The 17,754-nt window shown below is 37.5% G+C and carries 24 protein-coding genes; 4 read left to right on the forward strand and 20 right to left on the reverse strand.

Annotated features, from left to right (window positions below; genetic code table 11):
• Positions 1 to 138 precede the first annotated feature (138 nt).
• Positions 139 to 852 carry a thioredoxin domain-containing protein gene (locus QM481_RS11985; RefSeq protein WP_283381960.1) on the forward strand — a complete coding sequence of 238 codons (714 nt, stop codon included), beginning with the start codon at positions 139 to 141 and terminating at the stop codon, positions 850 to 852.
• 236 nt (positions 853 to 1,088) lie between these two features.
• On the opposite strand, the gene QM481_RS11990 is transcribed toward QM481_RS11985, so the two are convergent.
• The 3 genes from QM481_RS11990 to QM481_RS12000 form a co-directional block, all read right to left on the reverse strand.
• Positions 1,089 to 1,694 carry a hypothetical protein gene (locus QM481_RS11990; RefSeq protein WP_283381961.1) on the reverse strand — a complete coding sequence of 202 codons (606 nt, stop codon included), beginning with the start codon at positions 1,692 to 1,694 and terminating at the stop codon, positions 1,089 to 1,091.
• Positions 1,695 to 1,735: 41 nt separating this feature from the next.
• The gene (gene thiL / locus QM481_RS11995; protein WP_166549717.1) at positions 1,736 to 2,761 is read right to left on the reverse strand and encodes a thiamine-phosphate kinase; all 1,026 of its coding nucleotides are present in this window, start codon (positions 2,759 to 2,761) and stop codon (positions 1,736 to 1,738) included.
• Between the two features lie 105 nt (positions 2,762 to 2,866).
• Positions 2,867 to 3,331 (reverse strand): hypothetical protein, encoded by a 465-nt coding sequence (locus QM481_RS12000; RefSeq protein WP_283381962.1) that lies wholly within the window; start codon positions 3,329 to 3,331, stop codon positions 2,867 to 2,869.
• Positions 3,332 to 3,438: 107 nt separating this feature from the next.
• On the opposite strand from QM481_RS12000, the gene QM481_RS12005 reads away from it, so the two are divergent.
• From QM481_RS12005 to QM481_RS12015, 3 genes are all read left to right on the forward strand, one after another.
• A complete protein-coding gene (locus QM481_RS12005; RefSeq protein ID WP_166549715.1) occupies positions 3,439 to 3,669 on the forward strand; it encodes a cytochrome b5 domain-containing protein in 231 nt (76 codons plus the stop codon).
• A 79-nt stretch (positions 3,670 to 3,748) separates the two neighbouring features.
• Positions 3,749 to 4,597 carry an acetate and sugar kinases/Hsc70/actin family protein gene (locus QM481_RS12010; protein ID WP_166549714.1) on the forward strand — a complete coding sequence of 283 codons (849 nt, stop codon included), beginning with the start codon at positions 3,749 to 3,751 and terminating at the stop codon, positions 4,595 to 4,597.
• A gap of 220 nt (positions 4,598 to 4,817) precedes the next feature.
• Entirely contained in the window at positions 4,818 to 6,236 is a 1,419-nt protein-coding gene (locus QM481_RS12015) for a TonB-dependent receptor (protein WP_166549713.1), read from the forward strand.
• 32 nt (positions 6,237 to 6,268) lie between these two features.
• On the opposite strand, the gene mnmC2 is transcribed toward QM481_RS12015, so the two are convergent.
• The 17 genes from mnmC2 to rpsH all read right to left on the reverse strand — a co-directional run bounded on the left by mnmC2 (position 6,269) and on the right by rpsH (position 17,689).
• Positions 6,269 to 6,922: a tRNA (5-methylaminomethyl-2-thiouridine)(34)-methyltransferase MnmC2 gene (gene mnmC2, locus QM481_RS12020; protein ID WP_205749620.1), complete on the reverse strand. Its 654-nt coding sequence runs from the start codon at positions 6,920 to 6,922 to the stop codon at positions 6,269 to 6,271.
• 162 nt (positions 6,923 to 7,084) lie between these two features.
• Positions 7,085 to 8,182, reverse strand: a complete 1,098-nt coding sequence (gene carA / locus QM481_RS12025; RefSeq protein WP_283381963.1) for a glutamine-hydrolyzing carbamoyl-phosphate synthase small subunit — start codon at positions 8,180 to 8,182, stop codon at positions 7,085 to 7,087.
• 237 nt (positions 8,183 to 8,419) lie between these two features.
• Positions 8,420 to 8,938, reverse strand: coding sequence for a 50S ribosomal protein L17 (gene rplQ, locus QM481_RS12030; protein ID WP_166549711.1), 519 nt, complete (start codon positions 8,936 to 8,938; stop codon positions 8,420 to 8,422).
• Between the two features lie 146 nt (positions 8,939 to 9,084).
• The gene (locus tag QM481_RS12035; RefSeq protein ID WP_095160731.1) at positions 9,085 to 10,074 is read right to left on the reverse strand and encodes a DNA-directed RNA polymerase subunit alpha; all 990 of its coding nucleotides are present in this window, start codon (positions 10,072 to 10,074) and stop codon (positions 9,085 to 9,087) included.
• A 299-nt stretch (positions 10,075 to 10,373) separates the two neighbouring features.
• The gene (gene rpsD / locus QM481_RS12040; RefSeq protein ID WP_166549710.1) at positions 10,374 to 10,979 is read right to left on the reverse strand and encodes a 30S ribosomal protein S4; all 606 of its coding nucleotides are present in this window, start codon (positions 10,977 to 10,979) and stop codon (positions 10,374 to 10,376) included.
• A gap of 143 nt (positions 10,980 to 11,122) precedes the next feature.
• A complete protein-coding gene (rpsK, locus tag QM481_RS12045) occupies positions 11,123 to 11,518 on the reverse strand; it encodes a 30S ribosomal protein S11 (RefSeq protein ID WP_095160733.1) in 396 nt (131 codons plus the stop codon).
• A gap of 86 nt (positions 11,519 to 11,604) precedes the next feature.
• A complete protein-coding gene (gene rpsM / locus QM481_RS12050) occupies positions 11,605 to 11,982 on the reverse strand; it encodes a 30S ribosomal protein S13 (protein WP_095160734.1) in 378 nt (125 codons plus the stop codon).
• 73 nt (positions 11,983 to 12,055) lie between these two features.
• Positions 12,056 to 12,172, reverse strand: coding sequence for a 50S ribosomal protein L36 (rpmJ, locus tag QM481_RS12055; protein ID WP_044172008.1), 117 nt, complete (start codon positions 12,170 to 12,172; stop codon positions 12,056 to 12,058).
• 90 nt (positions 12,173 to 12,262) lie between these two features.
• Complete coding sequence (gene infA / locus QM481_RS12060; RefSeq protein ID WP_095160735.1) at positions 12,263 to 12,481, reverse strand: translation initiation factor IF-1; 219 nt, start codon at positions 12,479 to 12,481, stop codon at positions 12,263 to 12,265.
• An 83-nt stretch (positions 12,482 to 12,564) separates the two neighbouring features.
• Positions 12,565 to 13,371 carry a type I methionyl aminopeptidase gene (gene map / locus QM481_RS12065; RefSeq protein WP_166549708.1) on the reverse strand — a complete coding sequence of 269 codons (807 nt, stop codon included), beginning with the start codon at positions 13,369 to 13,371 and terminating at the stop codon, positions 12,565 to 12,567.
• A 6-nt stretch (positions 13,372 to 13,377) separates the two neighbouring features.
• Positions 13,378 to 14,697, reverse strand: coding sequence for a preprotein translocase subunit SecY (gene secY, locus QM481_RS12070; protein ID WP_166549707.1), 1,320 nt, complete (start codon positions 14,695 to 14,697; stop codon positions 13,378 to 13,380).
• A gap of 134 nt (positions 14,698 to 14,831) precedes the next feature.
• Positions 14,832 to 15,278 carry a 50S ribosomal protein L15 gene (gene rplO / locus QM481_RS12075; RefSeq protein ID WP_166549706.1) on the reverse strand — a complete coding sequence of 149 codons (447 nt, stop codon included), beginning with the start codon at positions 15,276 to 15,278 and terminating at the stop codon, positions 14,832 to 14,834.
• Positions 15,279 to 15,354: 76 nt separating this feature from the next.
• Positions 15,355 to 15,534, reverse strand: coding sequence for a 50S ribosomal protein L30 (gene rpmD, locus QM481_RS12080; RefSeq protein WP_166549705.1), 180 nt, complete (start codon positions 15,532 to 15,534; stop codon positions 15,355 to 15,357).
• 73 nt (positions 15,535 to 15,607) lie between these two features.
• Positions 15,608 to 16,126 carry a 30S ribosomal protein S5 gene (gene rpsE / locus QM481_RS12085; protein WP_095160740.1) on the reverse strand — a complete coding sequence of 173 codons (519 nt, stop codon included), beginning with the start codon at positions 16,124 to 16,126 and terminating at the stop codon, positions 15,608 to 15,610.
• A gap of 114 nt (positions 16,127 to 16,240) precedes the next feature.
• Positions 16,241 to 16,588: a 50S ribosomal protein L18 gene (rplR, locus tag QM481_RS12090; RefSeq protein WP_095160741.1), complete on the reverse strand. Its 348-nt coding sequence runs from the start codon at positions 16,586 to 16,588 to the stop codon at positions 16,241 to 16,243.
• A 45-nt stretch (positions 16,589 to 16,633) separates the two neighbouring features.
• Positions 16,634 to 17,188, reverse strand: a complete 555-nt coding sequence (gene rplF / locus QM481_RS12095) for a 50S ribosomal protein L6 (protein WP_166549704.1) — start codon at positions 17,186 to 17,188, stop codon at positions 16,634 to 16,636.
• A 105-nt stretch (positions 17,189 to 17,293) separates the two neighbouring features.
• On the reverse strand, positions 17,294 to 17,689 hold the full coding sequence (gene rpsH, locus QM481_RS12100; RefSeq protein WP_095160743.1) for a 30S ribosomal protein S8: 396 nt from the start codon (positions 17,687 to 17,689) through the stop codon (positions 17,294 to 17,296).
• Positions 17,690 to 17,754 lie beyond the last annotated feature (65 nt).

Consider the following 17,754-nt stretch of genomic DNA (forward strand, 5'->3'; position numbering starts at 1 on the left):
TTTGACTGTAAGTTCGTCAAATTTTCCTCTATCAACCCAGTAAAAAGGAATAATTTTCTCACAAAAATAAGTGTTTTTTCAAGATTCCTTGTACTTTTCCAATTGTTTCATAATCTATTAATGTCAATGCACAAAAAAATGAAAAATATTATTTCTAAAATTATATTATTTTCAATCGTTTATTTGGGATTTTATAGTTTTTCCAATGCACAAGTTTTGTCTGTAGAGGATTTTGAAAAAAAATATTCTGAATCTACTGGAGCTCAATTAATTGATGTACGTACTTCAGGCGAATATGGAGGGGGGCATTTACCCAAAGCAACCAACATTGATTATCGTGGAGCTGATTTTCAGGAAAAAATCAAAACTCTCGACAAAACTAAACCTGTCTTTGTCTATTGCTTATCAGGAGGACGAAGTGCCGCTGCTACAGAAGCGCTTCGTAAAAGCGGTTTTTCGCAAGTATATGACTTACAAGGTGGATATTTGAAATGGACTACCAAAATGAAACCAGTGGAAGGTATCAGTGCTACCAAGGATGTAAAAGCTATCACTGATGCAGAACTAGAAGCAATATTGGCGCAGCATTCGATAGTAATTTTAGATTTTTTTGCGCCATGGTGTGGTCCTTGTATCAAAATGATGCCAGCCGTAGAAAAGCTTTCTGAAGAATACAAAGGAAAGGTATTAATCGTAAAAGTCGATGCCGATGCCAATCGTGCTATTTTAACAAAATATCATATTGACGAAATTCCAACGTTTTTAATCTTCAAAGATAGTACACAAAAAATGCGTGCGATTGGATATCAGGAAGAATCTGCTTTAAAAAAACTGTTTACGCAATATTTGTAAAAAGTAGATAATTTGCCATAAACATGAGTCATCTCTAATTTAGAGATTGAGCGGATGAGTGATTATGTTAAAATTTGTATTCTAGTAGTAGAGACGCAATGATTGCGTCTTGAGCTGAATAAAATCTAGTGTAGTAGCATCAAAAAAGCGGTCGAAAACTATTTTTCGACCGCTTTTTTGATGAAAATTTGGAGAATAACCCTAATCTTAAAATTCGGGATGACTCATGTTTATTTTTACTTACAAACAAACATACTCACATAATTAGGAGAGCTTGATGTTATTTGTTTCAGCTTAAATTCTACACCATCGTCTTGTAAAACATTCTCAGCGATACTTTTGAGTTTTCCCGCAATTTTTGATTCCTGTAACTCATGTCGAATCTGACAACTAGTTATTTTGAGAGAGCTTTTTTTAGTAGTTGACAATGCCGACACTTTCACCTCGTAGGATGTTTTATCTTTCAATACATCCGCCAAATCTTCTGCTAAAGCCTTTTTAGGATTTTCATAAAAAATCTCTACCGTATATTCATCGTTCGATGATGTCAATGAATTATGTGAAACGATTTTCTTCGGACTTGTCTTTTTAGGCTTAGACACCACAGTTGTATCCTCAGCGGTATCAGGTTTCAAGATAGAAGATACCCCTGATACCACACCAAGTATAACTGTAACCCACATAAACAAGCGAATTGTCTTGATAATTTCAGGTCTGGGTTTTGGGCGACTACTTTCTCTAAATAACAAGAAGTAGGAAAGAATAAATGCAATAGCACTTAAACCTGTTACTCCGTATTTGAGGAAAGAACCTAATTCTGTAACATTTATCTGCAATAACATGGCTAGGAATGATTGGTTATTCAAAGGGTCCGTTGAAATTATTAGAAATGTTCGTAACCAGGAGAAGTTAATTTCACCAAATTACCTGATTTCATCATGATATGCGCGCCTTCTACTTCGTTAGTGATATAACCTATTGGCGTGATTTCACTTACCTGCTCGATTTTCTGATAATCTTCTTGACTTACTGTAAATAATAATTCGTAGTCTTCTCCCCCATTCAAGGCGGCTGTCATTGGGCTGAAATTCAATTCTGTGCCAGTCAAGTATGTTTGGTCATCGATTGGCATTTTATCTTCAAAAATCACCCCTCCAATACCAGAATTTTTACAGATATGAAGTAACTCGGCAGCTAAACCATCCGACACATCAATCATTGCAGTAGGAATTACATCTAAAGCCCTCAATTCGTGAATCACATCCATACGAGCAGTAGGCTTCAGTTGGCGTTCTACAACATAATCTTTATCGCTCAACTCTGGTTGCATATCGGGATTTGCCATGAAAACCTGCTTTTCTCTTTCCAATACCTGTAAGCCCATGAATGCAGCGCCAAGGTCACCTGTTACACAAACAATATCCCCTTTTTGGGCAGTATTACGGTACACGATTTGATGCTCATCCGCAGTGCCAAGAACAGTAATAGAGATAGCCAAGCCGCCTCTTGAAGAAGAAGTATCTCCGCCAATCAAATCGATATTGTATTCTTCGCAAGCAATTTTGATTCCTTCGTATAATTCTTCAATGGCTTCTACTGAAAAACGATTGCTCAAACCCAAGCTTACGGTTATCTGATTAGGAATCCCATTCATGGCAGCAATATCCGAAACATTTACGGCTACTGCCTTATAACCCAAATGTCGCAAAGGAGTGTAAGCCAAGTCAAAATGAACACCCTCCATCAACAAATCCGTTGAAATCAATAATTTTTTGCCCTCTGTGTCTACTACAGCGGCGTCGTCTCCAATACCTTTGATAGAGCCAGATTGCACTATCGGAAATTTTTCGGCGATTCTTTTAATTAATCCGAATTCGCCAATTGTACTCAATTCAGTTCTTGTTTCCATACTGCAAAGTTAATCAGTCTTTTAGTGCCGAGCAATTTTGTACTATATCAAAAAAAAAGCCGTTCAAACTAGTCGAACGGCTCAATGATATGTATTGAGTTTGATTTAAGGATTGGTCAATTGATAATTTGCAATTGTATTACTTGCCTTAATATATGCTGTTGCAGTTTCGAGTGTTACAGCTGAGGTAGTTGGTGTACCTACGATTTTGTAAGTCAATGTACCATTTGTACCAGTAGGAACGCCCGACGAGCTTGTCAAGCCAGAAATAGTCAAAGTTGTGTTATCTGTTGAAATAGACCATGTTCCTGTAAATGTCACTCCGTCTTTTTCCGTTAATTTAGCAGCTGTTTTGCTGGTAAGGTCTAGTTTGTAATTGGCATAACCAGGGATTTTATTACTTGAAGCCGTTTTATCATAAACAATATCCGAACCTTCTTTTACAACTTTTGCAGTCCAAATACGTGTTAATTTTGCTTCTACAGTAGGTTCAGCCTCTGTACCTTTGCAACCCAAAAGTACTCCAGAGATTAATACAATTAAAGGCAATAGGGTCAATATTTTTTTCATAACAATTAAAATTTTTAATTTTTTTGATAAAAATAGATAAAATTAGTTGAATTCAACAAAGAGATAATGAATTTTTGCACCCAAAATTCTTCGACATTTACTGTATTATGCTACCAACCTTTACCAAATCACAACTCGCTTTACGCAACGGCCAAGACCGTGAAGAAATTTGGATTGCCTACAAAGGAGTCATTTATGATGTTGGCAAATCTCGTCTTTGGAAAAATGGTAAGCACTACGAGCATTGGGCTGGCCAAGACCTAACCTCTGAACTGGCTGATGCTCCACACAATGACGCCGTCTTCGAGAAGTTTACTGTAGTTGGTCAACTTACTTAGTCTGCATTTATTATGACTATTTTTTACTAGAAAAGGTTGTATGGAAGTTGATTTTCACTTCAAAATAAACTAAAAAACTATGATTCTAATCGCAGACAGTGGGTCTAGCAAAACAGATTGGCGTCTTGTGGCATCCGATGCCAGCATTCAGCAAGTCAAAACTATTGGATTCAATCCATATTATCAAGATAGCACCTCTATTGCTGAGGAACTAAAACTTCAACTTTTACCTAAAGTTCAAGAATCCATAACACAAATTTATTATTACGGCACTGGTATTACCAATCTTGAAAAGTCTCAGGTCTTAATTGACGCCTTCAAAACTGTTTTTCCTGATTGTGACAGCATTCATGTTCACAACGATATGTTGGGAGCAGCAAGAGCCTTAGCTGGGCATCACAGTGGTATTGTGTGTATTCTGGGTACGGGGTCTAATTCATGTTTTTATGATGGAGAGCAAATTGCACATCAAGTTCCTCCATTAGGCTTCTGGCTTGGCGATGAAGGTAGCGGTGGGCATCTGGGCAAACAATTGGTACTCGCATATCTGCACAAGGATCTGCCTATGGACCTGCGTGACAAGTTTGAGAAAAGATATGGCGCCAAAGACCGTTTGGAGATTCTGGATAATGCCTATCATAAGCCTTTTCCAAATCGTTATTTTGCCTCGTTTTCAAAGTTTTTGTTTGACAATCGCCAGCACCCATTTGTATATCGCTTATTGTTCGACGCATTTACTGATTTCTTTGAGAAATACCTACTTAAATATCCAGAAGTTAGTCAATATAAAATTCATTTTACAGGCTCTGTAGCCTTTTACTACTCTGATATTCTACGCCAAGTAGCTGCTAGTAAGGATTGTACCGTTGGTATTATTGCCGAAACACCCATTGCAGGACTCACGTTGTACCATCAACAAACTAATTAAGAAGGAGTTATGTTGTTTAAATATGACAATTCCTACACTATGTTAACCCAGTTTTTTGATTTCTAATTGGATTTTAATTCTGTTTTGATTTTCTGAAGATTTTTTGAATTAAAATTGTATCTTTTCAAGAAAATAGTTTAAAACTAGGGTTATTTATATAAATTAGTAGAGAATTTAGGTTATCTTTATACAACCAGTCACCGCAAACTATCAACTGTTAATGATTACTTACGATAAAAATTTAGGCACAAAACAAAAGGCTCTACGTATCAACTTAGACCGTCGCATTTACGGTTCTTTTGCTGAGATTGGAGCTGGTCAAGATGTGGCAGCCAACTTTTTTAAAGCTGGTGGTGCCTCTGGTACGATTGCCAAAACTATTTCGGCATACGATATGGCATTTTCGGATGCAATTTATGGCGAAGAAGCTTCGGGTAGATATGTGTGTGAACCGCGCTTGGTGAAGATGCTCAATCGTGAGTACAAACTCCTCAATGTTCGTCTTACAGAAAGTGCTTCAGAAAAAATGTTCTTTGCTTTTGCTGATACAGTGGCAGCCTTGAACTATCAAAAAACGAATGACCCTCATGGCTGGATTGGTCTACGCTTTCAGCTTCGTCCTGATTCTGAACCCAACGATGTCATTATCCACGTTCGAATGAAGGATAATGACAACATTCTTCAGCAACAGGCTTTAGGCGTTATTGGAGTCAATTTGGTGTATGGTTGTTTCTTTTACCATGAGCAACCTGAAATCCTTTTACAGTCGTTGATGGACGACCTCCATACCGACCGTATCGAGATTGATATGATTCGTTTTGCGGGTCCTGACTTTGCTGATGTTGATAACCGTTTGATGTCTTTATATCTTGTAAAGAAAGGTTTTACAAATGCTGCATTATTTGGGCCTGATGGCAACGTAATGAACCCTTCGGAAGCATTCTACAAAAAACATATTTTGGCAGTTCGCGGACGTTTCCGTCCTGTAACCAATGTATTTGTGGATATGTTGAAAAAAGGTCAAATGCAGTTCGAAAATGAGCCTGATGTTGATGATGATAAGGTAGTTGTGTTATCAGAACTTACCTTACGAAGCTTACAAAGTGGTGATGAGGAAATTAATGAAAAAGACTTCCTCGACCGTGTAGATATTTTGTGTTCGCTTGGACAAACCGTATTGATTTCGAATTTTCATGAGTACTATAAGCTCATTTCATATCTAAACAGATTCACCCAGAAACGTATGGCATTGATTATGGGTATGCCTAACCTTGCCTATATTTTCGAAGAAAAACACTATCAAAACCTAACAGGAGGTATTTTAGCGGCTTTCGCTACGCTCTTTGGTCCTAAAATAAAGTTGTATTTATATCCAACGGCAGACACAGATGGAAATGTGGTTACCTCTAGAGAATTTAGTCCCCCTGCTCATCTTAGAGGATTGTTTCAGTATATGCTCGACAATGACAAATTTGAAGATGTATTGAATTACGACAAAAACCTTTTGAGTATTCACACCGATAGCATTTTAAAAATGATTCAGTCAGGTGAAAGTGGTTGGGAAGATTATGTTCCTAAAAGTGTTGCAAAAATGATTAAAGAAAACTGTTTATTCGGCTTTCCTTGTCAATTAGTATAACCATAAGAGCGAGCTACCTAGGTAGCTCGCTCTTATATTTTAATAGCTTTTAAGACCTCTCTCTTGCCACGTGGTCCTTGATGTTTCTCTACAATAAATCCAGCAGCTATCAATGCCTTTCTTACGACCGTTTTTGAGCAATAAGTCGTCAAAACTCCCCCTTCATTCATAGCTTCATAAATTTTTCGAAAAACCTCTTCAGTCCACAACTCAGGCTGCGTATTGGGTGAATAAGCGTCGAAATACACTAAATCTACTTTTTGAGTAAACTGATATTTTAGTAAATCATCTTGAATCTTCGTCAAAGAAAAGTTTTTCATTACCTCGTGCTGCTGATTCCACGAAAGCTGATGCAATCGTTGTAACACGTCCGAACCCAATAATGAGTCATAGTTCAGAGCGCTATACTTTTCGACTGATAAGGGAAATGCCTCTAAGGTGGTATAATCAACATGATAATCATGTTTTTGTGCCTCAATGAATGTTAGTAATACATTTAACCCTGTTCCAAAGCCCATTTCGAAAACTCTTATCTCTTTACCAGCTTGAGCTTTTTCCCACAAACCTAATTCAATGTAAATTCTTGTTGACTCCTGCAATGCTCCATTTACAGAGTGATGCCACACTCCTAACTCTGAGTCATATAATGTATGTGAACCATCTTTGGTAAGTATTAACTCTATCATAATTTGCAAATAGAATGTACTTGTATCTATTATTTTGTCATTCACTCAATGATTGACAAAACTAGCCTTTGATAAGAATAAACTAGGATATAGCCAGAATGTTGAATATCACTCCAGCTACTTTATAAAAAAAGCGGTTCGAAATTCGAACCGCTTGCAATTTTATAACATTTCCACAAAAGAATCAAATAAGTATCTTGAATCGTGTGGGCCAGGAGAAGCTTCAGGGTGGTGTTGTACCGAAAATGCTGGTTTATCAACACGACGTAAACCTTCAACTGTTTTATCATTAAGGTTGATATGAGTCAATTCAACTGATGGATTAGCCTCTAATTCTTCCATTTTAACTGCAAAACCGTGGTTTTGAGAAGTAATTTCCGACAAACCTGTAATCAAGTTCTTTACAGGGTGGTTTAAGCCACGGTGTCCATTTTTCATTTTATAAGTAGACAAACCAGATGCTTGCGCTAAAATTTGGTGTCCTAAACAGATTCCAAAAGTTGGTTTTTCGTTCTCTACAATCTCTTTTACTGTTGCTACAGCATAAGGCATTACCGCTGGATCACCAGGACCATTTGAGATAAAGTACCCATCTGGAGCCCATGCTTCCATTTCAGCAAAGCTAGTTTTTGCAGGGAATACTTTCAAATAACAACCTCTATCTGTCAAGTTAGACAAAATACTTTTCTTTACACCAAGGTCAAGAACTGCTACTTTTTTCTCAGCGCTTTCTTCGCCCAAGAAATAAGGCTCTTGCGTACATACTTGAGAAGATAACTCTAATCCTTCCATTGGAGGAACTTTAGCTAGTTCAGCTTTAAGCGCTTCAATCTCTAAAATTTCAGATGAAATGATACAGTTCATTACACCTTTTTCGCGGATATGTCTCACAATTTGACGAGTGTCAACGCCCGAAATACCTACGATACCCGCCTTTTCAAAATACTCTTGCAATGACCCATCAGCAGTCTTGCGTGAGTGAATTGGCGAAAATTCATTACAAACCATCCCTGCAATCTTCACTGAAGCTGATTCTTCTTCAAGCTCATTGACTACACCATAGTTACCTATGTGAGAGGTTGTGTTTACAATTACCTGTCCAAAGTACGAAGGGTCGGTATAAATTTCTTGATACCCAGTCATCCCCGTATTGAAGCAGATTTCGCCGCCACTAGTCCCGATTTTTCCGAGGGCATTGCCTCTAAAAACTGTGCCGTCTTCCAACAACAAAATCGCTGGTTGGCTTTGTGTTACTTTCATTGGTTGCTCTTTGGTTAAAAAATTATGCAAAGTTAAGCGAAAATGAATAAAAATGAAGAGATTTTGTAATCAACTCCTTGTATATCATGACAATTTCAAATTTGAAAAATGAGATTTATCATTTTCCCATTGAAATTTAGAATTATTAAAAGTTTGAGTAGAACTGCTCATCAGAGGGCGCAAAAAAAAGCCTCAATCAAAAACGATTGAGGCTTTTATGTCAGGACTACATCATGACTATTCTTCTGATTTTTCTTCAGCAGCTGGAGCTTCAGGAGCTTCTTCAACAGCTGGAGTTTCAGCAACAACTTCTGCAGCAGGTGCATCAGCTTTCTTAGTCGAACGACGGCTACGACGAGTCTTAGCAGATTTCTCAGTAACAGCAGCCAATAAAGTTTCGTTGAAGTCAACTAACTCAATTAAACAAATATCAGCGTTGTCACCAAGACGATTTCCTAACTTGATAATTCTTGTGTATCCACCTGGGCGGTTAGCAACTTTCTCAGAGATTGTACCGAAAAGTTCTTTAACAGCTTCTTTGCTTTGCAAGTAAGAGAATACAACACGACGGCTGTTAGTATCGTCAGTCTTTGATTTTGTGATCAAAGGCTCAACATACTTTCTTAATTCTTTAGCTTTTGCAACAGTAGTTTGAATTCTTTTGTGAAGAATCAAAGAAGAAGCCATGTTTGATAACAAAGCGGCTCTGTGAGAGGCAGTTCTGCCTAAGTGGTTGAATTTTTTTCCGTGTCTCATTATTGTTCGTAAGTTAAAAGCGAAATCGAGTTTCGCTGCGGTTAGATAACCTTGGGGGCATCCACCTATTACTACTGGTTAAAATTGGAGTGCAAAGTTATACAATGTGTAATGACTTACCAAGTATAACTTTGCATTTCCTATTATTAATCTTCATCCAAGCGGTAGCGAGCTACGTCCATACCGAAGTGAAGACCTTTTTCTTCTACTAATTGTTCCAATTCAGTTAATGACTTCTTACCGAAGTTGCGGAATTTCATCATATCAGAAATTTCCAATTTAACTAAATCGCCTAAAGTTCTAACGTCTGCTGATTTCAAACAGTTGTAAGCACGAACTGACAAATCAAGATCTGCCAATGGTGTCTTCAACAGTTTTCTCATGTGAAGCATTTCTTCGTCCACTACATTTTCATCTTCAGCCTTCATAGCTTCAAATGTCATTGTTTGGTCAGAGAACAACATGAAATGCTGAATCAATATATACGCTGCACCTTTCAAAGCATCCTCTGGGTGAATCGAACCATCAGTTTCGATATCCAAGATTAACTTTTCGTAGTCAGTTTTTTGTTCTACACGTGTGTTTTCTACACTAAACTTCACGTTTTTAATTGGAGTGTAGATAGCATCGATTGGGATATGACCAAATGGAGGCTCTACATTACGAGGCTCGTCAGCAGGAACATAACCACGACCTTTTTCAACGATTATCTCCATTTCAAACTCCTTCGACTCATCCAAGTTGCAGATTACTAAATCTGGGTTAAGGATTTCGAAATAGTTTGTAAATTTGTTAATGTCTCCAGCAGTCAACGTAGTCTGGCCCTTTACTCTTACATTGATTTTGTTTTCAAGAATTTCCTGAGTTTTCTTAAAACGAACTTTTTTCAAGTTCAAGATAATCTCAGTCATATCCTCAATAACACCCTCAATAGCAGAGAACTCGTGTAATACTCCACCTACTTTCACGCTAGTAATAGCGTAGCCTTCAAGTGAAGACAACAAGATTCTACGAAGTGCGTTACCGATTGTAACGCCATAGCCTTTTTCGAGAGGCTTAAACTCAAATAACCCGTGAAAGTCGTCAGCTTTCTCCATAACGACTTTGTCGGGCATTTGGAATGCTAATATTGACATATTTCGTAGCTTAATTTATCTTAGATTTTATAAGAATAGAGTAACCGAGCGTAATATACTAAATAACTTCGTGAGTTTTAGGAATTTGTGGAGTATTTTTTGAGAAAAATCTTGACAAAATTGTTTTTTTTTATTATAATACAATTTTCAAAGCAAGAATTATAACTGCAATTACTCTACTGCGTTTTATAAAATATCGAATACCAAGTAAATTGATATTCGATATTTTACAACTAACAAAGTTTTTCGTATTTACAACTAACAAAACAAGTAGATAAATAGTTTTGTTAAAGCTACGATTACTTCGAGTAAAGCTCGACGATTGCCTGCTCGTTGAAATTTTCAGGAATGTCACTTCTCTCTGGGTAAGAAAGGAATTTACCTGTCAAAGTAGATGCTTCCCACTCCAACCAGTTAAAACGCTTAATTGCTCTTCCAGCAAGAGAGTTAGTGATAACTTCTAATGACTTCGATTTTTCACGAACACCAACTAATTGTCCTGGCTTTAATGAATATGATGGGATGTTAACAATTTCTCCGTCAACAAGGATATGCTTGTGGATAACCAACTGACGTGCAGCACGACGAGTTGGAGCAATACCTAAACGGTAAACTGTATTGTCAAGACGTGCTTCACAAAGTTTCAAAAGGTTTTCACCTTTGATACCTTCTCTTACGGCAGCTTTATGGAAAAGATTTTCGAATTGTTTCTCAAGAATACCGTAAGTGTATTTCACTTTTTGTTTTTCTTTCAACTGCAAAGCATATTCTGATTGCTTAGCACGTTTTCCTTTTCCGTGTTGACCTGGACCGTAGTTTTTGCGTGATAACGCTTTGCTTGGACCTAAGATTGGCTCACCGAAACGACGAGCAATTTTTGATTTTGGACCTGTGTATCTTGCCATTATTATTAAGAAATTGAGTCAATGAGCCTCTTTTGCTCAATGAAGTAATTAAGTTATTGGAAACATGAAAACGAAGGGTAATAATTACTAATTACCCTTCGCAATGCTTTTATAAAAGTGTTACAAAATGTAACGACTTCAAACTATACTCTACGACGTTTTGGAGGACGACAACCGTTGTGAGGTAGTGGAGTAATATCTTTGATAGAAAGAACTTCAATACCAGCATTTGCTACAGTTCTGATAGCTGATTCACGACCAGCACCAGGACCTTTAACAAAAACTTCAGCTTTCTTCATACCAGCTTCAACAGCTACAGCAGCACAGTTGCTAGCCGCTGTTTGAGCAGCGTATGGAGTGTTTTTCTTAGAGCCTTTGAAGCCCATTTTACCAGCTGAAGCCCAAGAGATAACTTGTCCTTGGCTATTAGTGATAGAGATAATGATATTGTTAAAAGAAGCTTTGATGTGTACTTGGCCTACTGCCTCTACAATCACAACTCTCTTTTTTGCTTTATCTTTTCTTTTAGCTTGTGCCATTTTAAGAGTTTGGTTAATAATGCGCTATACCGAGTTTTTCAAACTAAATTGAATCTTGGGTACATCCTGCTACATTATATTAATTATTACTTAGTAGCTTTTTTCTTGTTAGCAACTGTCTTACGTTTACCCTTACGAGTACGAGAGTTATTTTTAGTTCTTTGACCACGCAAAGGAAGACCTTTACGGTGACGAAGACCACGGTAACAACCAATATCCATCAAACGTTTGATGTTCAACTGGATTTCAGAACGAAGTTGACCTTCTGTTTTGAATTCAGCTGCAATGATGTTACGGATGGCACTAGCTTCCTCATCGTTCCACTCACCAGCTTTCTTATCTAAAGAAATACCAGCTTGAGCTAAAATTTTCTGAGCAGTGCTACGACCGATACCGAAGATATAGGTCAAAGCGATTTCGCCTCTTTTTTTATCGGGAATATCAACCCCTGCAATACGAGCCATATTGTTCTAAAGCTTTTTTAGTTTTTTAGGGAATTTAAGGAAAGTAATTTCGCAACTACTGCCTCAAATACTATTACCCTTGTCTTTGTTTGAACTTTGGATTTTTTTTGTTAATAACGTAAAGTTTACCGTTACGACGGATTACTTTACATTCAGCACTACGCTTTTTGATAGACGCTTTAACTTTCATTGTAGTATTGTCTTATAAGTTATCAATTCATTCTGACAGTGCCAAAGTATTAGCTTTTGCAAACTGCCCAGCTAACTAACAACTGTCTTTTTATTTGTAACGGTACACGATTCTTGCTTTTGACAAGTCGTAAGGTGACATTTCTAGCTTCACCTTATCTCCTGGTAAAATTTTGATGTAATTCATTCTCATTTTACCAGAAATATGGGCAATCACTTGGTGAGTATTTTCAAGTTCAACTCTAAACATAGCGTTTGAAAGTGCTTCAATGATAATACCATCAACTTCAATGGATGATTGTTTTGCCATAAAATTGTTTTATTTGTTAGTCGTAATTCGCGTGATAAATGAATTTGTACGAGTCAACGATTAACAACTACCTTCAAAGAGTTTTAGATTTCAGCTAAGTATTCGTTACTTTTTAAAACATCTTCGATGTATTCAAACGTTGTCAATATACCTGCTTGGTCTTTGCTAACAGCAACTGTGTGTTCAAAATGTGCTGAAGGTTTACGATCTTGGGTTCTAATAGTCCAGTAATCGTTTTCTTGATGAATTGCTCTTTTTCCAAGATTAATCATTGGTTCAATTGCAATTACCATTCCTTCTTTTAGTTTTGGGCCATCACCTCTTCTTCCGTAGTTGGCTACTTCTGGGCCTTCGTGAAGTGATTTACCTACACCATGCCCAACAAGTTCTCGCACAACTGTAAATCCTGCTTTCTCGCAATATGACTGAATAGCAAATCCAATATCCCCAATTCTCTTGCCAGCTACAGCTTGCGAAATACCTAAGTATAGCGACTCTTTAGTGACACGTAAGAGTTGAAGCGTTTCTTCTTTGACATTGCCTACTGCATAAGTATATGCACTGTCTGCGTGAAAGCCATTCTTATAAACTCCGCAATCAATCGAAATAATGTCTCCGTCCTTTAGTTCGTAATTATTAGGAATCCCATGTACGACAACGTCATTTACCGAAATGCATAAAGATGCTGGGTATTTATGACCACCTACATTATAATTCAAGAATGAAGGATGAGCTTCATTATCTTTAATATACTCGTAGGCTACTTTATCGAGTTCTTTAGTAGTAATGCCAGGTTTAATAACCTTAGCTACTTCAGCGTGAGTTTTCCCTAGAATAACACCGTTAGTACGGATAATTTCTAACTCTGAAGATGTTTTTAAATAAATCATCTGATATTACTGAGCGATTGCTTCAGTTCTACCTTTTACACGACCCGACTGCATCAACCCTTCATATTTACGCATCAAAAGATAACTTTCAATTTGTTGAAGAGTATCAAGCACAACACCAACCAAAATCAAAAGAGAAGTACCTCCGAAGAAGGAAGCAAATCCACGAGTGATTCCGAAGATGCTTGCAACTGCTGGTAAAATCGCAATGATTGCCAACATAAATGCACCAGGAAGCGTAATTCTATCAAGAATATCAGCGATGAAAGATGAAGTAGCTTCGCCTGGTTTAACACCTGGAACAAAACCACCACCACGTTTCATATCATCTGAAATTTGTGTTGGGTTGATAGAAATAGCAGTGTAAAAGAATGTAAATACAATAATTAAAAATGCAAATAACAAATTGTACTGCCAAGTAGTAAAATCACCAAACGCTTGAGCGATTGATTGAGCTACTTCACTCTTATCAGCTAATGATTGAGCAACAAGGCCTGGAACAAACATCAATGCTTGAGCAAAAATGATTGGCATTACACCAGCAGCATTCAACTTAAGAGGAATATACTGACGTTCACCACTCATTGAAACTCTATTTCCTACTACTTGCTTCGCGTATTGTACTGGAATACGACGTACAGCTTGAGTTACCATCACAGCGCCCATTACTACAAAGAACAAGGCAACAACCTCGATAATGAATAATAAAGCACCAGACATACCTCTTGATTGAGCTTCACCTAATAAAGAAGCTGGAAAACGAGACACAATACCAATCATAATTAGCATTGAAATACCGTTACCAATACCTTTGTCAGTGATTTTCTCACCAAGCCACATACAGAACATAGTTCCAGCAACCAAGATGATTACTGAGTACAAACGGAATGACCAAGGAGAAACTAGAATAGCTTCAGCAGGGATAGTTACTTGCAAATATGTAAAGGCTTGTGCAGCTGTCACAAAAATTGTTAGAACACGAGTGATTTGGTTTAACTTTTTGCGACCAGACTCACCATCCTTCTGCATCTTTTGGAAATATGGCAATGCAATTGTAAGAAGTTGGATTGCAATAGAAGCAGAGATATATGGCATGATGCCTAAGGCAAAAATAGAGGCGTTATTAAACGCTCCACCTGAGAACATATTCAACAAACCTAATAAACCGCCTTCACCCTTCTGCGCTAACTTCGTGGCATCTACACCTGGTAAAACAACGTAAGATCCAAGGCGAAAAAAGGTGATAAACAACAGGGTGTTAAGAATACGAGTTCTTAACTCCTCTATTGAGATAATGTTTTTGATAGTGCTAATAAACTTGTTCATGCTATCTGTTTAAGTAATCGTTATAGAATATAACTCGAAAGATGTTCAACTTTTTCGTTATTTACAAATCCGTTGCCAGATTTTACAATGATTACTCAATTATTTCTGTTGTCTATCGATTTTTCAATTGAAAATTAAGCTACAACTGCCTTACCTCCTGCAGCTTCAATAGCAGCTTTAGCAGAAGCAGAGAAACCTTTAACCTGTACCTCTACAGCAGACTTGATTTCGCCACGTGACAAGATTTTCACCAAGTCATTTTTAGAAACCAAACCATTTTGGTACAATACATCGTGAGTGATTACAGTTACACCTGTAGTGTCAACCAAAGCTTGGATTGTATCCAAGTTGATTGCTTTGTATTCAACACGGTTGATATTTTTAAAGCCGAATTTAGGAATACGACGTTGAAGAGGCATTTGACCACCTTCAAAACCAGATTTACGAGAGTAACCTGAACGTGATTGAGCACCTTTGTGACCACGAGCAGAAGTACCACCTAAACCAGAACCTGCACCACGACCAACTCTTTTTCTTACCTTAGTAGAGCCCACTGCGGGCTTTAATGACGATAAATTCATTTTTTTTGAAATTAAATAATTGCTAAACGCCATCTCACCGTGAGATGACTCGCTTAATCAAACCTTATGGTTCAGATTAAAGATTTTCAACTACAATCAAGTGTTGAACCGCACGAATCATACCTGCGATAGCTGGGTTCAATTCTTTCTCTACGCTTTTGTTCAATTTACCCAAACCTAAAGCTTGAATAGTACGTTTTTGAACTTCTGGACGCTTGATTGTACTCTTAACTTGAGTAATTTTTACCTTTGACATGGTCTTATATTTTGGAGTCTCAGTATAGGGCTTGAAGTAGTGCTACAAGCCCTATTACATCAACTAAAATAAATTATCCGTTAAATACTTTTGCTAAAGATACTCCTCTTTGGAAGGCTACTGTATGAGGGTTTCTCATTTTAACTAGCGCATCAACTGTTGCTTTTACCACGTTGTGTGGGTTAGAAGAACCTTTTGATTTAGCTAATACGTCATGAACACCTGCAGCTTCCAATACAGCACGCATTGCACCACCTGCAATTACCCCAGTACCTGGAGCTGCTGGCTTCAACAATACGAAACCTCCTGAGAACTTACCGATTTGTTCGTGAGGTACAGTTGCTTTCAAAAGAGCAACTTGGAATAAGTTTTTCTTAGCGTCTTCGATACCTTTAGAGATAGCGTCAGTTACTTCGTTTGCTTTACCCAAACCGAAGCCAACTACACCTTTGCCATCACCAACTACTACGATTGCAGAGAAGCTGAAACGACGTCCACCTTTTACTACTTTCGCTACGCGGTTGATAGCAACAACTCTTTCTTTTAGTTCGCCTTCGTTAACCTTGATAGGTTTTGATATTAATTGCGACATTTTTTTCTAATTTGAAAATTGTTGAATTTGAAAATTTGAAATCTGTGCTTTAACATCAAAAACTTTCATTTTGGAACGGCGGATATCCGCATTGCACAAATTCAAATTGACTAATTAAAATTTAAGACCTCCTTCTCTTGCACCTTCAGCAACTGCTTTAACACGACCATGGTACAAGTAACCGTTACGGTCAAAAACAACTGTTGAAACACCTGCAGCCAAAGCTTTCTCTGCAATTTTAGCACCTACTAATTTTGCACTTTCAACATTACCATTCTTCAAACCTAATTCCTTAGATGAAGCAGCAGCCAATGTAGAGCCTTTTGTATCGTCGATCAACTGAGCATAGATACCCGAGTTTGAACGGAACACTGACAATCTTGGCTTTTCAGCTGTACCAGAGATTTTAGCTCTGATAGACAACTTAATACGAAGTCTTCTTGATTCTTTTTGCGAAGCCATTAATTTATATAGTTTTGTGGATTACCGACCCACGATGATTAAATTCTATTTCTTACCACCAGCTTTACCAGCTTTTCTACGAATTTGCTCACCCACGAAGCGAATACCTTTACCTTTGTAAGGCTCAACTTTACGAAGAGAACGAATTTTAGCTGCAACTTGGCCGATTAATTCTTTGTCGATACCTTCTAAAGTAACCTTAGGGTTTTGACCTTTTTCCATTGCAGTTGTAACTTTCAACTCAGATGGGATTTGCATGAAGATTGCGTGAGAGTAACCTAACGCTAATTCAAGAAGGTTTCCTTGGTTAGAAGCTTTGTAACCTACACCGACAATTTCCATTTCTTTTTTGAAACCATCGTTTACGCCAACAACCATGTTGTTAATCAAAGCGCGGTATAGACCGTGAAGAGCTTTGTGACGTTTTTGATCTGTAGGACGTTGTACACGTAATTCGCTACCTTCGATTTCTACAGTAATATCTGGATCGATTGAACGAGAAAGAGTACCTTTTGCGCCTTTTACAGTTACTGTGCTTTTTTCTACTGTTACAGTAACACCGGCAGGAAGTGTGATAACTTTATTACCAACGCGTGACATGACTTGTGTGTTTTTGCTTAAATGGAGGAGAGACTCCTCTTTCAGCGTTATTTGAAAATAAGTTAGGGAACAAACCTGTATAAGACTTATTCCCCAAATGTAAGATTAGTATACGTAGCAAAGAACTTCGCCACCTACATTAAGTGTGCGAGCCTCTTTGTCAGTAATAACACCTTTTGATGTTGAAAGGATAGCTACACCTAAACCATTCAATACGCGAGGCAATTCATCTGCTCCTTTGTATTTACGCAAACCTGGTTTAGAAATTCTCTCCAATTTAACGATTGCAGGTTGTTTAGTAACTGGGTTGTATTTCAAAGCGATTTTGATTGTACCCTGTACTGATGAATCGTCAAACTTGTAGTTTTGAATGTATCCTTTATCAAAAAGCACTTTAGTGATTTCCTTTTTGATGTTAGAAGCAGGAATTTCAACGATTCTGTGACGTGCCTTGATGGCATTTCTCAATCGTGTTAAGTAGTCTGCTATTGGATCTGTCATTGTTTTCGATATTTGAAACGAACTTTTCTTTGGGAAAAGGCTCGCAAAATTACGGAATTGGATTT

The organism is Flectobacillus rivi (assembly GCF_030056655.1).
GTDB lineage: Bacteria > Bacteroidota > Bacteroidia > Cytophagales > Spirosomataceae > Flectobacillus > Flectobacillus rivi.

Excerpts from the sequence above, each read along its gene's own strand:
- QM481_RS11985 (WP_283381960.1), top strand. The coding sequence starts at position 139 with ATGAAAAATATTATTTCTAAAATTATATTATTTTCAATCGTTTATTTG.
- QM481_RS11990 (WP_283381961.1), bottom strand. The coding sequence starts at position 1,694 with ATGTTATTGCAGATAAATGTTACAGAATTAGGTTCTTTCCTCAAATAC.
- thiL (WP_166549717.1), bottom strand. The coding sequence starts at position 2,761 with ATGGAAACAAGAACTGAATTGAGTACAATTGGCGAATTCGGATTAATT.
- QM481_RS12000 (WP_283381962.1), bottom strand. The coding sequence starts at position 3,331 with ATGAAAAAAATATTGACCCTATTGCCTTTAATTGTATTAATCTCTGGA.
- QM481_RS12005 (WP_166549715.1), top strand. The coding sequence starts at position 3,439 with ATGCTACCAACCTTTACCAAATCACAACTCGCTTTACGCAACGGCCAA.
- QM481_RS12010 (WP_166549714.1), top strand. The coding sequence starts at position 3,749 with ATGATTCTAATCGCAGACAGTGGGTCTAGCAAAACAGATTGGCGTCTT.
- QM481_RS12015 (WP_166549713.1), top strand. The coding sequence starts at position 4,818 with ATGATTACTTACGATAAAAATTTAGGCACAAAACAAAAGGCTCTACGT.
- mnmC2 (WP_205749620.1), bottom strand. The coding sequence starts at position 6,922 with ATGATAGAGTTAATACTTACCAAAGATGGTTCACATACATTATATGAC.
- carA (WP_283381963.1), bottom strand. The coding sequence starts at position 8,182 with ATGAAAGTAACACAAAGCCAACCAGCGATTTTGTTGTTGGAAGACGGC.
- rplQ (WP_166549711.1), bottom strand. The coding sequence starts at position 8,938 with ATGAGACACGGAAAAAAATTCAACCACTTAGGCAGAACTGCCTCTCAC.
- QM481_RS12035 (WP_095160731.1), bottom strand. The coding sequence starts at position 10,074 with ATGTCAATATTAGCATTCCAAATGCCCGACAAAGTCGTTATGGAGAAA.
- rpsD (WP_166549710.1), bottom strand. The coding sequence starts at position 10,979 with ATGGCAAGATACACAGGTCCAAAATCAAAAATTGCTCGTCGTTTCGGT.
- rpsK (WP_095160733.1), bottom strand. The coding sequence starts at position 11,518 with ATGGCACAAGCTAAAAGAAAAGATAAAGCAAAAAAGAGAGTTGTGATT.
- rpsM (WP_095160734.1), bottom strand. The coding sequence starts at position 11,982 with ATGGCTCGTATTGCAGGGGTTGATATTCCCGATAAAAAAAGAGGCGAA.
- rpmJ (WP_044172008.1), bottom strand. The coding sequence starts at position 12,172 with ATGAAAGTTAAAGCGTCTATCAAAAAGCGTAGTGCTGAATGTAAAGTA.
- infA (WP_095160735.1), bottom strand. The coding sequence starts at position 12,481 with ATGGCAAAACAATCATCCATTGAAGTTGATGGTATTATCATTGAAGCA.
- map (WP_166549708.1), bottom strand. The coding sequence starts at position 13,371 with ATGATTTATTTAAAAACATCTTCAGAGTTAGAAATTATCCGTACTAAC.
- secY (WP_166549707.1), bottom strand. The coding sequence starts at position 14,697 with ATGAACAAGTTTATTAGCACTATCAAAAACATTATCTCAATAGAGGAG.
- rplO (WP_166549706.1), bottom strand. The coding sequence starts at position 15,278 with ATGAATTTATCGTCATTAAAGCCCGCAGTGGGCTCTACTAAGGTAAGA.
- rpmD (WP_166549705.1), bottom strand. The coding sequence starts at position 15,534 with ATGTCAAAGGTAAAAATTACTCAAGTTAAGAGTACAATCAAGCGTCCA.
- rpsE (WP_095160740.1), bottom strand. The coding sequence starts at position 16,126 with ATGTCGCAATTAATATCAAAACCTATCAAGGTTAACGAAGGCGAACTA.
- rplR (WP_095160741.1), bottom strand. The coding sequence starts at position 16,588 with ATGGCTTCGCAAAAAGAATCAAGAAGACTTCGTATTAAGTTGTCTATC.
- rplF (WP_166549704.1), bottom strand. The coding sequence starts at position 17,188 with ATGTCACGCGTTGGTAATAAAGTTATCACACTTCCTGCCGGTGTTACT.
- rpsH (WP_095160743.1), bottom strand. The coding sequence starts at position 17,689 with ATGACAGATCCAATAGCAGACTACTTAACACGATTGAGAAATGCCATC.